13 protein-coding genes are annotated in these 19,157 nt (G+C 29.8%); 4 read left to right on the plus strand and 9 right to left on the minus strand.

Features of this window, described 5'->3' with window-relative positions; translation table 11 throughout:
- Positions 1-45: 45 nt before the first annotated feature.
- Both ACFOWD_RS07125 and ACFOWD_RS07130 read right to left on the minus strand, forming a co-directional pair.
- Complete coding sequence (locus ACFOWD_RS07125) at positions 46-819, minus strand: zinc ribbon domain-containing protein (RefSeq protein ID WP_377409270.1); 774 nt, start codon at positions 817-819, stop codon at positions 46-48.
- 2 nt (positions 820-821) lie between these two features.
- Positions 822-1,916, minus strand: coding sequence for a Nif3-like dinuclear metal center hexameric protein (locus ACFOWD_RS07130; protein ID WP_377409272.1), 1,095 nt, complete (start codon positions 1,914-1,916; stop codon positions 822-824).
- Positions 1,917-1,968: 52 nt separating this feature from the next.
- Here ACFOWD_RS07130 and lpxK point away from each other — a divergent pair, with 52 nt between their 5' ends.
- Positions 1,969-2,997 carry a tetraacyldisaccharide 4'-kinase gene (gene lpxK, locus ACFOWD_RS07135; RefSeq protein WP_377409274.1) on the plus strand — a complete coding sequence of 343 codons (1,029 nt, stop codon included), beginning with the start codon at positions 1,969-1,971 and terminating at the stop codon, positions 2,995-2,997.
- Positions 2,998-3,085: 88 nt separating this feature from the next.
- Positions 3,086-3,601, plus strand: a complete 516-nt coding sequence (locus tag ACFOWD_RS07140; protein ID WP_377409276.1) for a thioredoxin family protein — start codon at positions 3,086-3,088, stop codon at positions 3,599-3,601.
- 54 nt (positions 3,602-3,655) lie between these two features.
- Here the strand turns inward: ACFOWD_RS07140 and ACFOWD_RS07145 are convergent, their stop codons facing one another.
- From ACFOWD_RS07145 to ACFOWD_RS07170, 6 genes are all read right to left on the minus strand, one after another.
- Positions 3,656-4,756, minus strand: a complete 1,101-nt coding sequence (locus tag ACFOWD_RS07145) for an OmpA family protein (RefSeq protein ID WP_377409278.1) — start codon at positions 4,754-4,756, stop codon at positions 3,656-3,658.
- Between the two features lie 94 nt (positions 4,757-4,850).
- Positions 4,851-5,747 carry a Ppx/GppA phosphatase family protein gene (locus ACFOWD_RS07150; RefSeq protein WP_298992495.1) on the minus strand — a complete coding sequence of 299 codons (897 nt, stop codon included), beginning with the start codon at positions 5,745-5,747 and terminating at the stop codon, positions 4,851-4,853.
- 6 nt (positions 5,748-5,753) lie between these two features.
- Positions 5,754-6,242 carry a SixA phosphatase family protein gene (locus ACFOWD_RS07155; protein ID WP_298992497.1) on the minus strand — a complete coding sequence of 163 codons (489 nt, stop codon included), beginning with the start codon at positions 6,240-6,242 and terminating at the stop codon, positions 5,754-5,756.
- 34 nt (positions 6,243-6,276) lie between these two features.
- Positions 6,277-6,924 (minus strand): pyridoxamine 5'-phosphate oxidase, encoded by a 648-nt coding sequence (gene pdxH, locus ACFOWD_RS07160; protein WP_377409280.1) that lies wholly within the window; start codon positions 6,922-6,924, stop codon positions 6,277-6,279.
- Between the two features lie 148 nt (positions 6,925-7,072).
- Positions 7,073-14,470, minus strand: a complete 7,398-nt coding sequence (locus tag ACFOWD_RS07165; protein ID WP_377409282.1) for an SdrD B-like domain-containing protein — start codon at positions 14,468-14,470, stop codon at positions 7,073-7,075.
- 555 nt (positions 14,471-15,025) lie between these two features.
- Positions 15,026-16,465, minus strand: a complete 1,440-nt coding sequence (locus ACFOWD_RS07170) for a sodium:solute symporter (RefSeq protein ID WP_377409284.1) — start codon at positions 16,463-16,465, stop codon at positions 15,026-15,028.
- A gap of 100 nt (positions 16,466-16,565) precedes the next feature.
- On the opposite strand from ACFOWD_RS07170, the gene recR reads away from it, so the two are divergent.
- Positions 16,566-17,183 carry a recombination mediator RecR gene (gene recR, locus ACFOWD_RS07175; RefSeq protein WP_298995013.1) on the plus strand — a complete coding sequence of 206 codons (618 nt, stop codon included), beginning with the start codon at positions 16,566-16,568 and terminating at the stop codon, positions 17,181-17,183.
- Between the two features lie 7 nt (positions 17,184-17,190).
- Positions 17,191-17,892, plus strand: a complete 702-nt coding sequence (locus ACFOWD_RS07180) for an SOS response-associated peptidase (RefSeq protein WP_377409286.1) — start codon at positions 17,191-17,193, stop codon at positions 17,890-17,892.
- Here the strand turns inward: ACFOWD_RS07180 and ACFOWD_RS07185 are convergent.
- Entirely contained in the window at positions 17,889-19,145 is a 1,257-nt protein-coding gene (locus ACFOWD_RS07185) for a TCR/Tet family MFS transporter (protein ID WP_377409288.1), read from the minus strand. The genes ACFOWD_RS07180 and ACFOWD_RS07185 overlap by 4 nt on opposite strands.
- Positions 19,146-19,157 lie beyond the last annotated feature (12 nt).

Raw genomic sequence — 19,157 nt, forward strand, 5'->3', positions numbered from 1 at the left:
AAATGCCAAACTTAATGTTTGGCATTTTTTTTATTTATAATTCTATTAAGAGAAAATCTTATCTATTTTTTCTTTTTCTTCTTCTGCTAAAGCAGCATCTACAAGAATTCTTCCACTATATTCGTCTATAGTAATTTTCTTTCTATTAGCAATTTCTAATTGTACTTGAGGTGGTATAGTAAAATAAGAACCTCCAGAAGCACCTCTTTCTATAGCTACAACTGCTAAACCGTTTTTTACTTTTTTACGAATTCTTGAATAAGCAGAAAATAAATGCTCATCTAAAGACTTAGAAAACTCTTCAGATTTTTCTAAAAGTAACTTTTCTTCTTTTTCAGTTTCTTTTAAAATAGCATCTAATTCAGCTTTTTTATGACCTAAATGCTTTTCTTGTTTTTCTAATCTTTCTTTAGTAGCATCAATTACTTCATTCTTCTGAGCAATTTTTGCTTTAAATTCATTTATTCTTTTTTCAGCTAATTGAATTTCTAAATCTTGGTATTCGATTTCTTTAGATAAAGAATCAAACTCTCTATTGTTACGAACCTTCTTTTGTTGCTCATCATACTTCTTCATTAACCCTTTAGATTCTTCAATTGCTAACTTTTTGTTATTAATATCTGTTTCTAAATTGGCAACATCTTCGTTTAGATTAGAAATTCTTTTTTGTAAACCAGCTACTTCATCTTCTAAGTCTTCTACTTCTAAAGGAAGTTCCCCTCTTACATTTCTAATTTCATCTATTCTAGAGTCAATTAATTGTAAGTCATATAAAGCTCTTAATTTTTCTTCAACCGAAACTTCTTTCTTCTTTGCCATGTTTATATATAATAAATTGGATTTGTACTTTTTTCTGATAAAACGATTGCAAAATTACTAAATTTTTTTGTAAGATAATCAACTAAAAGTCTTTTTGTAAACTGCTCACTCTCATAATGTCCAATATCTGCCAAAAGAATTTTATTTTCTGCTTTAAAAAAGTCATGATATTTAAAATCAGCACTTACATAAGCATCTGCTTTTTCTTTAATTGCATTAGAAATTGCAAAGCTACCTGAACCACCTAATACAGCTACTCTATGTATTTTTTTATGCAATAAATTAGAATAGCGAACACAGTCAGTTTGCATTGTTTTTTTTAAATAAACTAAAAAGTCTTTTTCTTCTAAAGGTTTTTCTAGTTCACCAATCATTCCCATACCAATATTTTGATGCACATTTTCTGTAGTCGTAATTTCATAAGCTACTTCTTCATAAGGATGATTTTCAAATAAGGCTTCTAGAATTGCAGCTTCATTTTTTTGCTCAAAAGTGATTGTTAGTTGAATTTCTTCTTCTTTTTGTAATTCCCCTTTTTTACCTAATACAGGGTTAGAATTTTCATTCCCTTTAAATGTACCTTCTCCAATATTAGTAAAAGAGCAATGATCATAATTACCAATATTTCCTGCTTTTGCTTCAAATAGAGCTTGCCTTACTTTTTCTAAGTAATCTTTTGGTATATAGGTTGTTAGCTTTTTTACTATTCCTTTTTTTGGTATTAAAACCTTGGTGTTTTGTAATCCTAAAACTTCACAAATTTTTGCAGAAACTCCTTTGTTAGAATTGTCTAAAGCTGTGTGAGTTGCATAAATAGCAATATCATTTTTTATTGCTTTTAAAACTGCTTTTTCTACATATGAGTTACCATTTAACTTCTTTAATCCACTAAAAATTATAGGATGAAAGCTTATAATTAAATTACAATTTTTTGCAATAGCTTCATCTACAGTTTCTTCTAAAGTATCTAAAGTAACTAATACGCCTTTAACTTTGGTTTGGTAGTTACCAACTAATAAACCTACGTTGTCAAAGTCTTCTGCATAGGCTAAAGGTGCTAATTCTTCAATATAATTTGTTACGTCTTTAATTTTCATTTTATGAATTTAACAAAATCAAAGTTAACATTTTTAATGTATTTTTACCCTAATGAAATATCTAAGGTTTTTATTATTTCCGTTTTCATTTATTTATTATTTGATTACCTCAATACGTAACTTTTTGTATGATAATCAAATTTTAAAATCATATTCATTTTCTATACCTATTATTACTGTTGGAAATTTAAGTGTTGGTGGAACAGGAAAAACACCCCAAATTGAATATTTAATTGCATTATTAAAAGATACTTATAAAACAGCTGTATTAAGTAGAGGTTACAAGCGAAAAACAAGTGGTTTTTTATTGATTAGTAAAGATAATACTTATGTAGATTCTGGTGATGAACCTATGCAGTACTTTAAAAAGTTTAGTAATATTTCTGTGGCAGTTGATGAAAAAAGAGTCAGAGGAATACAGAGTTTACTACGTTTAAAAGAATCTGATGTAGTTCTTTTAGATGACGCATTTCAACATAGAAAAGTAAAAGGAAGTTATGCTATACTCCTTACTAATTATAATGATTTATTTATAAATGATTTTATTTTACCAGTTGGAAATTTAAGAGAAAGTAGGAGAGGGGCACAAAGAGCTAATGCTATTGTTGTCACTAAATGCCCAGAAAATTTACCATTAAAAGAACAAGAAGCTATAAGTAAGTTATTTAACACCTATAATGCAGCTGTTTTCTTTTCTAAAATTTCATATGCTTCAAGTATAAGAGGGATAAATGAAATAGCAATTAATGAGTTATCTAATTATAAAGTATTATTAATTACTGGTATTGCTAACCCAACATCATTATTAAGTTTTTTAAAGAGCAATAATGTCGATTTTGATCATTTAGAATATCCAGATCACCACAATTTTATTGAAAAAGATATCTTAAAAATTAAAAAAAGATATCAAGAAATTGCAACAAAGAATAAATTGATTTTAACCACAGAAAAAGATTTTGTAAGGTTAGAATTAAAACTTAATAATCTTTATTATTTACCTATTAAAACAGCTTTTTTAGAAGAGAAACAGCAAATAAATTTTGATGATTTAATTCTATCTCACATAAAAAATTTTAAATAAAAATACCAGAAATTTTAAAGAGATTAAAAAAATCTTTTAATAATGGTATATTTTTTGATATTTTTGAAACAACTTAAAACCCCCACTTATGAAAAAAACAATAATTAAAGCCACCTGGCTTTTTACTTTAATTGCTTCACTAAACGCACAAGAAGTGCGAAAGGATTCTGTTCTAGACAGCTTACACATTAAAAGTAAAAAATTAGAATTAGTAGATTCAATAAAACTGAATTGGATTTCTACTTACGATGAGGCTTTAGAAATTTCTAAAAAAGAAAAAAAACCAGTTTTGATTTATTTTACAGGTTCTGATTGGTGTGGACCTTGTAAAGTTTTAGATGAAAAATTGTTTCACACAGAAAAATTTAAAAATTTATCTGACAAAGAATTAGTATTGTTAGAGGTAGACATACCTAGAAGACAAGATTTATTATCAGATGAAAAAATTAGTGAAAATCTGTATTTACAAAAGAAATATAAAGTTAATTCTTTTCCAACTTTATTATTTGTGAATCACAGAGGAAAAAAAGTTTCTGAAAAACGTGGTTATGTATTAACAGAATATTACTATCCATATATTCAATCTGTTATTTATAATTATTAAATAAAAAAAAGAGCAATTTTAAAATTGCTCTTTTTTTTTAATATATTTTGAAAGTTATCTTTGATTCACAACTCTAAAAGTAGTTCTTCTGTTTACAGCATGTTCAGCTTCAGAACACACAACACCATCAGAACATTTGTTTAATAATCTGCTTTCTCCAAAACCTTTAGCATATAATTGTGTTGGATTAATACCTTTAGATATTAAATAATCTGTAACTGCTTTAGCTCTTCTATCAGATAAATCTTGATTATCTCTTTTGGTACCTCTCATATCTGTATGAGATTCTATAAACACAGCAACTCCATCTCTTAATATTGGTAATAATCTAGCATCAATTATTTGTTTTGCACCTTCATTTAAATTTGCACTAGCAAAATCCCAGTTGATTGGTAATGGAGTATTGTCAATTAAAGAACAGTCTACAGCTTTCCAAGAAGATAAACCTCCTTTTTTAACTAATACTTGTTTAGTAACAGATCTATATACAGCTGGCACAACAACTTCTTCTGTTCTTGCATCTCTTACTAAAACAGTTTTTGTAATTGTTAGATATTCAGGTGGAGTTTGCACTGTAGTAGTTGTAGCTTTTTTTACCATTACTTTTCTAGTGTAAGTCTTTCTAACACCAGGTACAGGAATTTTTACAACTCTAGCATCACTTGCTAATTTTTCTACTGGCATAGTTTTAAACTCAGCAGGTACTGGTTTATAACACCAATATCTACAATCATCAGGATTTGTAGATTCACAATCTGGTAATTTTTCACTCATTTCCCAGCTTGCAGTAGCAGCTCTTGTTTCAACTGTTTCAAAACCTTGTAAAAACTGAGCTTCTTCAATCTCTATTTTTGTTCCATCTTCTCTTTCGTAATAAGTAACTTCTTGAGTACCCCAAACAGCAGGAATAATTCTTATTTCTTCTCCAGCTTCTTTTATTAAAACTTTTTCTTGTATGGTTTTATATTCTGCAGGATAAGCAACTATTTTTCTGTATTCAGGTGAAACTGCCACTTGTACAGATTCGTTTTTATAAACATCTGGTGTCTTACAACGAACATAACACTTCCCAGGTTCAGGATTTTCTGGTAAATCTTGACCAAAACTTACTGATGCTGTTAATGTTATTAATAAAAAGAATAAAATTTTTTTCATGGCTTTAGACATAAAGTAATATCTATATTTAATATATATAATAAGATTCAAAAGTAATAAAAACATTTAAAAATTTCTGCTAAATAGCGATAAATTATAGCTTATTATAGAATAAACTCTTAATAATACCATCTGATAGACCAATTTTAGGAACGTATATTTTTCTAGCCCCACTCCATTTCATTGCAGATAAGTAAATTTTTGTTGCAGGAATAATAACGTCAGCTCTATCTGGGTTAAGGCTTAGCTCAGAAATTCTGTCTTGATAGCTCATTTTTTTTAAGAATTGATATTGAGCATTTAAGTAGATGTAAGAAATAGGTTTACCCTCAGTTCTACCAGACATTTTAAAAAGTTTATTAATGTTACCACCAGAACCAATAAGAGATAATCTTTTTAAATCTTTGGTATTTTTTTTAATCCACTTTTCTACGTTAGCAAAAATAATTTTGTTTTCTGATTTTTTATTATTTAGTAACCTAACTGTACCCATTTTAAAAGATTTAGAGGTTATAATTTTGCCTCCAGAAAAAATGGTAAATTCTGTACTACCACCACCAACATCTACATATAAGTAAGAATTGTCTCCCTCTATTAGAGTGTTTAAATCTGTAAAAGATATAATTGCTGCTTCTTCTTTACCACCAATGATATCTATATCTACACCAGTTTCTTCTTTTATTTTTGCAATAACTTCTTTACCATTTTTAGATTCTCTCATAGCAGAAGTTGCGCAAGCTTTATATTTTTCTACATGATGAACTTTCATCAATAATTTAAATGCTTGCATTGCATCAATCATTCTTGTAACGTTTTCATCAGAAATAATACCAGATACAAAAGCGTCTGCACCTAATCTAATTGGCACACGAACTAAAGATGATTTTTTAAATTGAGGTTCTGCATTTTCTCTAACAATAACATTAGAAACCAATAATCTAATTGCGTTAGAACCAATATCAATTGCACCGTATTTTTTAATTTCTAACACCTTAAATTATTTGTGGTTTTTAGGAAATTCAACCATAAATGTTTTTCCTTTTTTAATATTTTTCCAGTGTTTTTCATCAAACTTAAGACCAACTATACCACATGTGGTAACATGTGCAATTGGCTTATTACCAAACTTATTTACAAAAGTATTAATACCATGATCATGACTAAAAACCATAGCTGAATTAAAACCATCATCTAAAGCAAGAACTGTTTTTACTAAATAACCATCACTAAAACTGTATAACTGCTTGTTAATTTGAAGATTTGCTAAAGGATAACCTAAGTTTTCACAAAAAATAACAGCAGTATGCAATGCTCTATTTGCACTACTAGATAAAAGTAAATCTGGTCTTTGTATATTCTTAGACAAAAATTTAGACATTAAATGGGCATCATTAATTCCTCTTTTTTTAAGAGGCCTGTCTATATCATCTATACCTGAATATTCCCAAGAAGATTTTGCGTGGCGAACAATATATAAGGTTTTCATTTTAAGTTTGATGTTAGTTTTGTAAATATAAAATTTATGGAGCTAATCTTTCTAATTTCCAAGAAAAATCTTCTTGTAATGTAAATCTTATTCTATCATGAAGTCTATTGGGTCTACCTTGCCAAAACTCCATAGATATAGGTTTTACAAGGTACCCTCCCCAATGTTTTGGTCTAGGTATTTCTTTATTCTGAAACTTATTTTCGTATAATTTTAAGTTTTCTTCTAACTCTTTTCTAGAGTTTACTGTACTACTTTGATTAGAAGCCCAAGCACCTAGTTTACTTCCATCTGGTCTAGATTCAAAATAACCATCAGATAAATTTTCAGATAATTTTTCTGCTTGTCCTTTAATTATAATTTGTTGCTCTAGTGCAGGCCAAAAAAACGAAATACATAATTGATTGTTATTTGCTATTGCTTTTCCTTTTTCAGATTCATAATTGGTGTAAAAGATAAAGCCTTCCCAAGTGTATTTTTTTAGCAAAACTACTCTACTTTTTGGGAAGCCATCTAAACCTATTGTAGAAACAGTCATTGCATTTGTTTCTTCTACAGTATCTGATTCATCAGCATTAATAAACCACTTTTGAAATAACTCCATTGGGTTTTCTGGACAATTGCTTTCTAATAATTCTTCTTTTTCGTAAGATTTTCTGTAGTTACTTAGATCTTTAGCCATATCAAAATTTATATTGTAAAAATACAAATGTTTTAGATATGAATATACAAAAAAAAAGAGCTGATTTCTCAGCTCTCTTTGCACAATAGTTCTAAATTAATACCCCTAAAAATTATTTAAACTATTGATTTATTATTATACTTTTTCTTTATCTTCTAAAAAGAATTTTAGAGGTTCCGTAATTACTTTCTTTACTCGCTACTTTAAGTAAGTACATACCAGTTTTTAATGAGTTAAAGCTAAATGATAATTCATTTTTACCAGTGGTTAACTCATTCTTACCTTTATAGATTACTTTACCTGTCATGTCTGTTAAAGTAACTTCTGCTTGTGTATCTGTTTTACTAAATAATAACAAGTTTACATTTCCTTTTGATGGGTTTGGATAAGCTACAAATTCATTTTCAAATTTCTCTACTTTGTTTACAATTAACTCTTCAACTGCAACTTTAGTGAATTTTACATCAGAGATAAATAAATCTAATTTTGTGGTATTAGCTTCTACTGGTAAGAATGTAAAAGTTAAAGTAGTTAAATCGTCTGCTGTAATTGTTTCTTGAGTACCTACAGAGGTAAATGCTTCAAAAGGAATGTAATATGTTTGTTCTTCTTCTGATAAATCTACCATAATTCTGTATTGCTCTTTCCAATCTTGAATTGATGATTTTATTAAACCTAATTCCATTACTCCACTTCCTTTAGCAGTAAAAGCTAAATACTTATACTCACTGTAATCAGCAGAGATTGTTCCAGGAAGTAATGATTTATATATTGTTAAATAATCATAATCACTTTCAGCTTTAATTTCAACACTTCTATTAATAGTGTATTCATCATCTTTATACTCTCTATCAAAATCATTCCAAACAAAATATTCTTGAATAGTAGTGTATCTTTTATCATAATCTAATCCCCAGTTTCCGTCTGCGTGATAGAAAGCATCTTCTACTTCGTTGTCAACTTTAATTAAGGCATCATATTCATATCCATCTGCAATATCAAATCTTAAATCTTGTTGAATTTTAGTTGCAACAGCGCTATTTCTATGCTTAATATTATTAGCAGTCTCAGAATATAATTCTACCATATCAACATTAGCAGTATTGCCGTTTTTAGTACTTCTTAGTTGAACTACTAATTCACCTTTATCTCTAAATATTTTTGAAGCATATGTTTCTGGGAATTTTCGCTTCTCAGTTTGTGTTACAGGTATAAATGATGTTAAGTTTTTAATAATATCTGCAACTAACTTTTGAGTATCTTTTGGATTAGTAGACCAAACTTGGAAGTTATACATGTCATTAAACTTTGTGTAGTCATTTACATACCAGTTTGTTTGAATACTATATTTATCATCATTATTATTCTTAGCAGCTGCAAATGAAATTGCATATTCTACTACACCATTTCTTTGCTTGATACCTTGCATTAAGAAATCGTAACCAGCTACTTTAATTTTTTGGATGTTTAAAATCTCAGCTCCTCTTAATCTATCACAAGAGGCTTTTGTATGGTTGTATACTTTATCTGAAGTTTTAATTCCTAAAACAACACCTTTAGTTTCGCCATTTAAAGAAAAATCTACAGATAAAACTTCGTCAGCAATAGTATAATCTAAAATATCTGTTGGAGAAGTTACATTAGCTACATTACCCGCAATTAATTCTGTTGGGAACATGTCTAACATAGTTTGTCCTTTTCCTTGATAAGGTTGTTTAGCTTGTAATAATGATTTATTAAATAAGTTAGACTTATCTTTTACAAATACAGTAGGCTCTGAGTTTTTCTTTCTACCTACATAAATTTTAGAAATTGCATCACCTAAAGATTCAGATTCAACTCCACCATCATTACCTCCTGTAGTGCCTCCACCTGTTGAAAGAGAATAAGCAAAGTCTTGATCTAAGTTACTTTCTCCTTGAGCTATACTAACTGTACTAGTATTTGGAGTTCCTACACTGTCGAAATCAAAAGTTTGAATTAAATCAGCAGGAGTTTTTCCAGATGGAATTCCGTTTGTAATCGTAGTTACATCTACAGTGATTGTATATGTACCAGCAGGTAAATCAGTAAATAAGTAAAAACCATTTGCATCTGTTGTTGTTGTAACATCATCACTCGAATTTCCAGGAGTTCCAGGATCTAAAGTAACTGTAGCTCCTTCTAATCTAGGCTCTCCAGTATCTAGAATAGCATCTCCATCTGTATCAAACCAAACAGTATCTCCAATTGACCCTAAACCATTATTAGCTTTGTATCCAAAGTCTTGGTCTAAGTTATCTTCTGCTTGTGCTAAGTTTATTGCACTATAATTTTGAGTACCAACACTATCATAATCATAAGTTTGAATTAAGTCTGCAGGAGTTTTTCCAGCAGGTAATCCACCAGTTACTGTACTTACATCTACACTTATAATATAATGCCCCATAACTAAATTAGTAAATAAATAATTACCATTAGCATCTGTAGTCGTAGTTAAATCATCAGATGAATCATTTGGAGTTCCTGGGTCTAATGTAACAGTTGCTCCTTCTAGGCCTTGCTCATTTGAATCTATATTTCCATCTCCATTCTCATCAAACCAAACAGTATCTCCTATAGAGCCTAAATTGCTGTTCTCTTTATAACCAAAATCTTGATCTAAATTATCTTCTGCAAGTCCTAAGGTTAAGCTACTTGTATTTGCAGAAGTTGTTCCATCATTATCATATGTTTGAAATAAGCTGCCAATAGAAACACCAGATGGTAAACCATTACTTATTGTATTAATATTAACAGTTACTGTATAGTTACCTTGTGGTAGATTTTCAAATAAATAATTACCATTTACATCAGTAGTAGTAGTTACATCATCAGATGAATCACTAGGTGTACCTGGATCTAAAGTAACAGTTGCACCTTGTAATCTTGGTTCATTTGAATCAATTACTCCGTCTTCGTTTTCATCATACCAAACAGTATCACCAATAGAACCTAATGGAATTACAGTAAACGTTATATCATCTGAAGTTGCAGCACAGTCACCATCAGCAGCAATAGTATAACGAATTACAACAGTTGTATTCGTATTGATGTTGTCTGGAGTATAAACTCCATTAGTAATAGAACCACCACCAGAAACAATTGTAAAAGTACCTCCAGCAGGAGCTCCTGTTAACGTTTTTGTTTCGTTCTCATTAATAGAAGCAGTAGAAGTTGTATTATCAGCAACTACATCACAAACAGGTGTTACTGTAAAAGTCACATCATCAGAAGTTGAAGCACAGTCACCATCAGCAGCAATAGTATAACGAATTACCACAGTAGTATCTGTATTGATATTATCAGGAGTATAAACTCCATTAGTAATAGAACCACCACCAGAAACAATTGTAAAAGTACCTCCAACAGGAGCTCCTGTTAACGTTTTTGTTTCGTTCTCTGTAATAGAAGCAGTAGTTGTTGTATTATCAGCAATTACATCACAAACAGGAGTAACTGTAAAAGTCACATCATCAGTTGTTGCAACACAGTCACCATCAGCAGCAATAGTATAACGAATTACCACAGTAGTTTCTGTATTGATATTATCAGGAGTATAAACTCCATTTGTAATAGAACCACCACCAGAAACGATAGACCAAGTACCTCCAGCAGGAGCTCCTGTTAACGTTTTTGTTTCGTTCTCTGTAATAGAAGCAGTAGTTGTTGTATTATCAGCAACAACATCACAAACAGGTGTAACTGTAAATGTAATATCGTCAGAAGTTTCTGAACAAGTTCCATCAGCAGCAACTGTATATCTAATAGTTACATCAGTATTCGTATTGATGTTATCAGGAGTATAAACTCCATTTGTAATAGAACCACCACCAGAAACGATAGACCAAGTACCTCCAGCAGGAGCACCTGTTAACGTTTTTGTTTCATTTTCAGTAATAGAAGCTGTAGACGTTGTGTTATCAGCTATTTCACAATTTTGAGTTACTGTTATGTTAAAAGAATCTACATCAGTTAAAAAACAAGTGTTAGTAGATGTCATTATAAAAGTATCAATCCCATAAAAACCTGGATTTGGAGTATATGTTAAAGTGCTTAAGTGTGAATTAATTACTCTTGCAGTACCTGTGATTGTTATATCACCAGGTCCATTAACTGTTACAGGATTTCTTCCACTACTAATTCTAACTACAACATTTAATGTACCATTAGAAACTCTTAATCTTAAATCTTTTATTTCATCATCATCATCACTTACACTTATATTTTGAATACTTAATTCAGTATCTTCTTGTGTAGTTAAATTACCAGGAACAGTATTTATAGGATTTGTACAAATAGAAGTTACTGAAAATGTAATTTCATCAGAAGTTGCAGCACAGTCACCATCAGCAGCAATTGTATATCTAATTATTACAGTAGTATCTGTGTTGATGTTGTCTGGAGTATAAACTCCATTATTGATAGAACCACCACCAGAAACGATAGTAAAAGTACCTCCAGCAGGAGCACCTGTTAAGGTTTTTGTTTCGTTTTCAGTAATTGAAGCAGTAGAAGTTGTATTATCAGCAACTACATCACAAACAGGAGTAACAGTAAAAGTCACATCATCAGAAGTTTCAGCACAATCACCATCTGCAGCAACTGTATATCTAATAGTTACATCAGTATTTGTATTAATGTTATCAGGAGTATAAACTCCATTATTGATAGAACCACCACCAGAAACGATTGTAAAAGTTCCTCCAGCAGGTGCACCAGTTAATGTTTTTGTTTCATTTTCTAATATTGTAGCTGTAGAAGTTGTATTATCAGCAACAACATCACAAACAGGAGTTACACTGAATGAAACTAAAGAACTTGTTGAAGCACAATCGCCATCAGCAGGAAGCGTGTATTTTAATTGTACAGTTTCATTTGTATTTATATCATCTGGGGTATAAGTATCATTATTAGAAATTACACCACTACCAGAAACAATAGACCATGTACCTCCAGCAGGAGTGCCTACTAAAGTTTTTGTTTCGTTCTCATTAATTGAAGCTGTTGATGTTGAATTTGAAGCAACAGTACAAACAGGAATTACAGTAAAAATAACGTCCTCTGAAATTGCTGAACAAGTTCCATTTTCAGGAATAGTATATCTTATTTTTACAGTTGTATTTGTATTGATATTATCAGGAGTATAAACTCCATTATTGATTATACCACCACCAGAAATAATAGCCCAATTACCACCTGAAGGAGTAGCTGAAAGTGTTTTTGTTTCACCTTCATTAATAGTAGCAGTAGAAGTAGTAATATTTACAACAACTTCTGCTGGTTCTGTTATTTCTAAATCTGTTCCTAAATCTATTGGATAATCATTATTACCCCATCTTGCCCAAACATCATATGTACCTGGAGCTAAATTAGAATAAGTTACACTACCAGAATCATCTGAAACATTATTTTGGTAAGTATTACCACCATCTAAACTAAATTCGATATGAGTTCTACCAGTATTATCAGAAAAACTAAATGTTATAGAACCATCATTTAATCCAAAACAAGTAACATCAGTTTTAACAACACTAACAGTTGGTAATGCTCTAACGTTAAATGTTACATCATCTGAAGTTTCTGCACAATCACCATCTTCTGCTATTGTATATCTTAAAGTTACATTTTCATCTGATATTAAATCATTTGGAGTATATGTATTTCCATTAATTGTTCCATTACCTGAAATAATAGACCAAGTACCTCCTGATGGAGAACCTAAAAGAGTTTTAGTTTCATTTTCTACTATTGTAGCTGTAGATGTTGTATTATCAGCAACAACATCACAAACAGGAGTAACTGTAAACGTAATATCTTCAGAAGTTTCAACACATGAACCATCTGCAGCAATTGTGTATTTAATAGTTACATCAGTATTTGTGTTTATGTTATCAGGTGTATAAACTCCATTTGTTATAGAACCACCCCCAGAAACAATTGTAAAAGTACCTCCAGCAGGAGTTCCTGTTAATGTTTTTGTTTCGTTTTCAGTAATTGAAGCAGTAGAAGTTGTATTATCTGCTGTTTCACATGGAGGAGTAATACAGTCTTTAACATCTCCAAAATCCTTAGCCTCAAAAATAGCTATTTGAGAATAATCATTTCCAGCTTTTGCTAAGAATTGCTGATCTTGTAATTTATCTAAAGTATAAGAAATTTTAAAAGAACCAGCTTCACCATCACCTATATTACTTACATCATCTAATTTGAAACCTCTTTTATCAAAAGGATCATTTCTACCTGTCCCATTTTTCATTGTACCAGTTACATTACCAGAAACTTTTTCCCAACTAATATTTGAATACGTATTATCTGGTACATCTATTGAAAAATGACTTAATTCTTTACAACTACCATTGCCAGAATAAGTAACCAAAATTTCAATATCAAATTTTCCATTATTTTCTAAAACAGATGTTATTTCTGTTGTCCAACAACTACCTGCATGTACTCTAGATATTCCACAATTCTGACCAGGAGGCACTGTAATAGTATAATCTATAAAGCATCCATCTATGTTAGTAAAAATTCTTACTATATAAGTTCCTCCATTTGAAGGAGCATTGTTAAGAATGGTTGCAGGTAATGAATTTGGAATTAAGTTAGCTGCTGCTATAGTAGTAGGCCCATCATAACTACTTGAGTTTAAAGAACTAACACCATAAAATTGCCCATTTGAATTAGTGTCTAATATGATTTCTCCATTACTAGAGCTTGTTGCAGCTTCTGTACTAAAAGTAGCAGAAGGAGGTGTTGGACAACAGTCTGAGTTCGTATTTTGATTAAGCAAAACTTCTGGCTGTCTGCTATTATTTTCAGGAACTAACCAAATAACGTCTGAAGTTTGTAAAGACCCATTGTTTACCCAACCTTTTAAATCATTTGGAGAATATGTATTTCCATTTTTACCTGTCCATGTGTAGTTGTTATAGCTACTAACGTTTAAATTATCTGTATAATGCCAAACAACTATAGCTATTGCTCTGTAAAAATTACTATTAAGACTTTGTGGTAGAGTGTTTGGTGCATATGAAGAATGCTTAATTACAGACATTGTTCTTTGAACTTTATTTATAATCTGTGCATTAGTATAATTGTTATTATTAAAGCTAATGTCTGTTAAAGGTGTTAATGTTGTATTGAATATATCATCTTCTTTAGGTGCATCGTCTTGTAAACTTAAACAAAAAGAAGGTGCTCCACTATTGTTTATGGTAGATCTAGTTATACCCCATCCACTTTCTTCTGTTATTATTAATGAAGATTCTGGAGAACAAACATTGGTTCTGTTAAACGAATTATATTTATCTAATAATGATAAATCACTTAAAGGATTTTTGCTGGTTTTAGCTCTTAAACCACTTGAGTTTCTAATGCTTTCTTTGTCTGGTAAGTTTCCAGTTGATTGAGCAAAACTATTAAATGAAAATAAAACTAAAATTAATAGAAATAATTTGTTAGTTTTTTTAATTAATGATTTAGAATTAACCATTAAATTATTAGGTTGAGTAATTGTTGTTTTCATACGACTTAAAAAGTTTTAGGGCTTAACTTTTATACTCCATATAAAGGCAATAGGGGTTTATGTCTTTAGGGTACAATATCTTTGTTAGATTCTTCTATTTGTAAAATATTACAAATAGAAAAAAACTATAACTTAAGCTTTAAAGCAGTTAGTTTAAATCTAATTCAGATTTGGTTAAAAAATAATTTTGATGTTTGTTCACTAAAGGAATTAGTGAATTTTGTAGGTTTAGGGTTCTTTTTTTCATTATTGAAAAAGTTTTTAATTAGGGTTAAATACTTACTTTCAAGAACAAATATATTTTATATAGGTCTTAGGGGTTGTTGTTTTTCGATTAAAGGAAGCTTAGCTTCGATGATTAACAATAATCTAAATACAACTTACTTATTACAATTTTTTTGAGGGAAGAAAACATTAATTTGTTAAAAATCAATGAAATAAAAATACTCTAATAAGCACACAAAGCTAATAATTTATATTAAAAAAACTAATAAAAGTTGTTGAAATGATGTGTTTTTTTAATTTTTAATTATTAAGTAACTGATATTCAGTTAATTATATTTTTTTAATTTTTAGTAAGAAAAGTCCTAAAAATGTTAATAATCCATTAACAATTAATAAAGCAAAACCAAAATCAAAATTAAAATATTTAAGTAATGAAGTGTTTAATACATAAGTAGCAATAGGTGAAAAAACACAAACTAAAGGCACCCATTTATCTTTTAATTGGTATTTAGTAAATAATCCAAAAGCATATAATCCTAATAAAGGTCCATAAGTATAATTTGCGAAGGTGAATATTTTTGCTATAACACTTTCGTCTGCAATAAAATATTTAAAAATTAAAATAGTTGCAATTAAAATAAAAGAAAAAAGAACATGAATTTTCTTTCTTGTTTTTTCTTGTACTTGTTGATCTTTCTTTTTGTTAATCTCTAAAATATCTATACTAAAAGAAGTGGTTAAAGATGTTAAAGCAGAATCTGCACTTGAATATGCTGCAGCAATTAAACCTAATAAAAAGAAAATAGCTGTTGCCAGACCTAAATTGCCTTTAGTTGCAATAATAGGAAAGAGTTCATCTTTATGTGCATCTATTCCATTTTTTTGAGCATAATCTGTAAGTAAAACTCCTAATGCCAAAAAGAAAAAGTTTACAATTACTAAAACAATAGTAAACCAAAACATATTTTTTTGAGCATCTTTTAGATTTCTACACGTTAGATTTTTTTGCATCATATCTTGGTCTAAGCCTGTCATAACAATGGCAACAAAAGCGCCTGCTAAGAAACGTTTCCAGAAATAATCTCCTGTTTTTACATCATCAAAAAAGAATGTTTTAGATAGTTCACTATCTGCTACGTAAGAAAAAATATTACTGATTTGCATTTCATTTGAAATTGTATAAATACAAATGCCAACTGCAAGTAGCATAAATAAAGTTTGTAAAGTGTCTGTCCAAACAATTGTTTTAATTCCGCCTTTAAACGTATAAAGCCATATTAATAAAATAGTAATAGTTACAGTTACCCAAAATGGGATGCCAAATTCATCAAACAATAATAATTGCAAAACATTAGCAACTAAAAATAAACGAAATGCAGCACCAATAGTTCTAGATAAAAGAAAAAAACTAGCTCCTGTCTTATAAGAATTTTTACCAAACCTGTCTTCTAAATAGGTGTAAATAGAAGTCAAATTTAAGCGATAATAGAGTGGAAGTAAAACTAAACCTATAACTGCATAACCTACAACATAACCTAACACCATCTGCATATAGCTCATACTTTGTGCTTCTACCCAACCAGGAACTGATATAAAAGTAACTCCAGAAAGCGAAGCCCCAATCATGCCAAAAGCAACTAAATACCAAGGAGAAGAGTTGTTTGCTTTAAAAAAAGTTTGATTATTAGCAGATTTTCCTGTGATGTAAGAAATAAAAATCAGTACAGAAAAATAAGCAACTATTAGTAAGACAATATGAAGTGGTTGCATGTTTGTAAATTACGAATTACGATTTTTAAATTACGAATATAGGCTGTTTTTAGAGATAAAAAAATCTGTAATCTAAAAACTAAAATTGTAATTTTGCTTTATGGATTTTTCTTCAAAACTTTTAGAAAATGCAGTAAATGAAGTATCACGTTTACCAGGAATTGGTAAGCGAACAGCTTTACGTTTAGTACTTCATTTATTAAAGCAACCTAAAGAGCATACTTCTTATTTATCAAACGCTTTATTAAGTTTAAGAAACGAAGTGAAAACCTGTGAGAAATGCCATAATATTTCTGATACTGTTTTGTGTGATATTTGCCAAAATCCAAAAAGAAATCCAGAAATTGTATGTGTGGTAGAAGATATTAGAGATGTCATGGCTATAGAAAGTACAGCTCAATTTCAGGGTTTGTATCATGTTTTAGGAGGTAAAATTTCACCTATAGAAGGTATTGGACCTCAAAATTTACAAATAGATTCTTTGGTAGATAAGGTTTCTAAAGGAGAAATTAAAGAGCTTATTTTTGCCTTAAGTTCTACAATGGAAGGTGATACCACTAACTTTTATATTTTTAAACAAATCGAAAAGTTTGGAATTACGACTTCTACAATTGCAAGGGGAATAGCAGTAGGTGATGAATTAGAATATGCAGACGAAGTTACTTTAGGAAGAAGTATTTTAAATAGAATACCTTTTGAGAATAGTTTAAGAAATTAATTGATTTATGTGCTATCATGTTTCTTTAACCAAATCAAAGCCAGAAATTCAGAATAGATTTAAAACTACATTTAAAAATCCAGATTTATTTGAGCCTTACTATCACTTAAATGGATTTAGCAATGCAAATGGGTTTATAATAACTTCAGAAAACCATCAAATAGATAAAGCCAAATGGGGTTTAAAACCAGAAAATTTTACTGAACATCAGGTATTTAATTTAAATACTTTAAATGCTAAATCTGAAACTGTTTTTCAAAGCCCTTTATTTAGTGAGCCCATCATTAAAAGGAGATGTTTGGTTTTGGCAGATGGTTTTTTTGAAAGTAAACATATTAATGGTAAAAAATTTCCACATTATATTTATTTAGAAAATAATAGTCTTTTTGCATTTGCAGGCATTTATAATTATGAAAATAATGGAGCTATAAATTTTTCTATACTTACTAAAAGTGCTAATCCATTTATGGCAAATATTCATAATTCAAAAAAAAGAATGCCAATTATTATAGATGATGATTTTGAAAAAGATTGGTTAAATCATTCACTAAAAGAAAATGAAGTGAAAGAGCTAGTTACTAGTTGCTTTACTAAAAAAGAACTTAAAGCACATTCAGTTTCTAAAGATTTGCACAGAAAAAGAGAAACTAATAGTAAAGAGATTTTAAAGCCTGTGTATTATCAAGAATTAAACACTTTATTTGATTAGTTTTCTTTAATAGATACTTCTGTTAACTTATGTGTTTTGGTTATTTTCTTCTTAAACGAGTAAAAAGCCATAAAAGCACTTATTATCATCAAAATTGCAGCTAATAAAAAAGGAGCACCAGCAAACTCAAAAGGAGCATCGTCTTTGGTAAAGTAATAGAAAATTCCTGTCATTACTGGTGGGCCAACAATAGCAGAAGCACTCATTAAGCTTGTTAGTGTGCCTTGTATTTCACCTTGTTCTGTATTAGGTACTTGTATAGAAATAACAGCTTGTAAAGCTGGGCCTGCTATACCACCCAAACAATAAGGAATTAGAAAGATAAACATCATCCAACTATCTGTTGCAAATGCAAATAACAACATACCTAAACTATATAAAAAGAAACCTAAGTAAATGCTTTTTTCATTTCCTAATCTTGGGTTTATCCAACGAATTAAAACACCTTGAACTAATGCAACACAAAGTCCAATCATTCCTAAAGATAGCCCCACCATTTTTTCATCCCATTTAAATTTATACATGGTAAAATAACTCCAGTTACTTTGTATGGCATGTGATGCTACATATAAAATAAACATAGATAAAACCAAGCCAATTAATGTTGGGTATTTCTTTAATCCAATAAAACTTCCTATTGGATTTGCTCTTTTAATATCGAAAGCTCTTCTATTTTCTTTGGGTAAAGATTCTGGTAAAATAAAATAGCCATATAAAAAGTTTATAAAACATAAAACAGCTGTAGCATAAAATGGAACTCTAGCTCCATATTGTCCTAATAAACCACCAATTACAGGACCAATGATAAATCCTAAGCCAAAAGCAGCACCAATCATTCCAAAGTTTTTAGCTCTATTTTCTGGAGTGCTAATGTCTGCTATGTAAGCAGAGGCTGTAGTAATACTGGCACCAGTAATACCTGCAATAATTCTACCAATAAATAGCCATAAAATAGTTGGTGCAAAGGCTAGTAAAATATAATCTAAGGTAAATCCAAAAAGAGAGATTAATATAATAGGTCTTCGTCCATATTTATCGCTTAAATTCCCTATTAATGGAGCAAATATAAATTGAGTAATCGCATATGCAAAAGTAAGCCAGCCTCCAATTTTTGCAGCTTCACTTATGTCTCCATTAATAAGTTCTTCTATTAAACCTGGTATTACAGGAATAATAATTCCCCAGCCAATAACATCTATTAGCATGGTTATAAAAATGAAACCTAAAGCTGCTTGCTTTTTATTTTTTCTCATGGATAAAAATGA

This window comes from Polaribacter marinivivus (assembly GCF_042651285.1).
Classification (GTDB): Bacteria; Bacteroidota; Bacteroidia; order Flavobacteriales; family Flavobacteriaceae; genus Polaribacter; species Polaribacter marinivivus.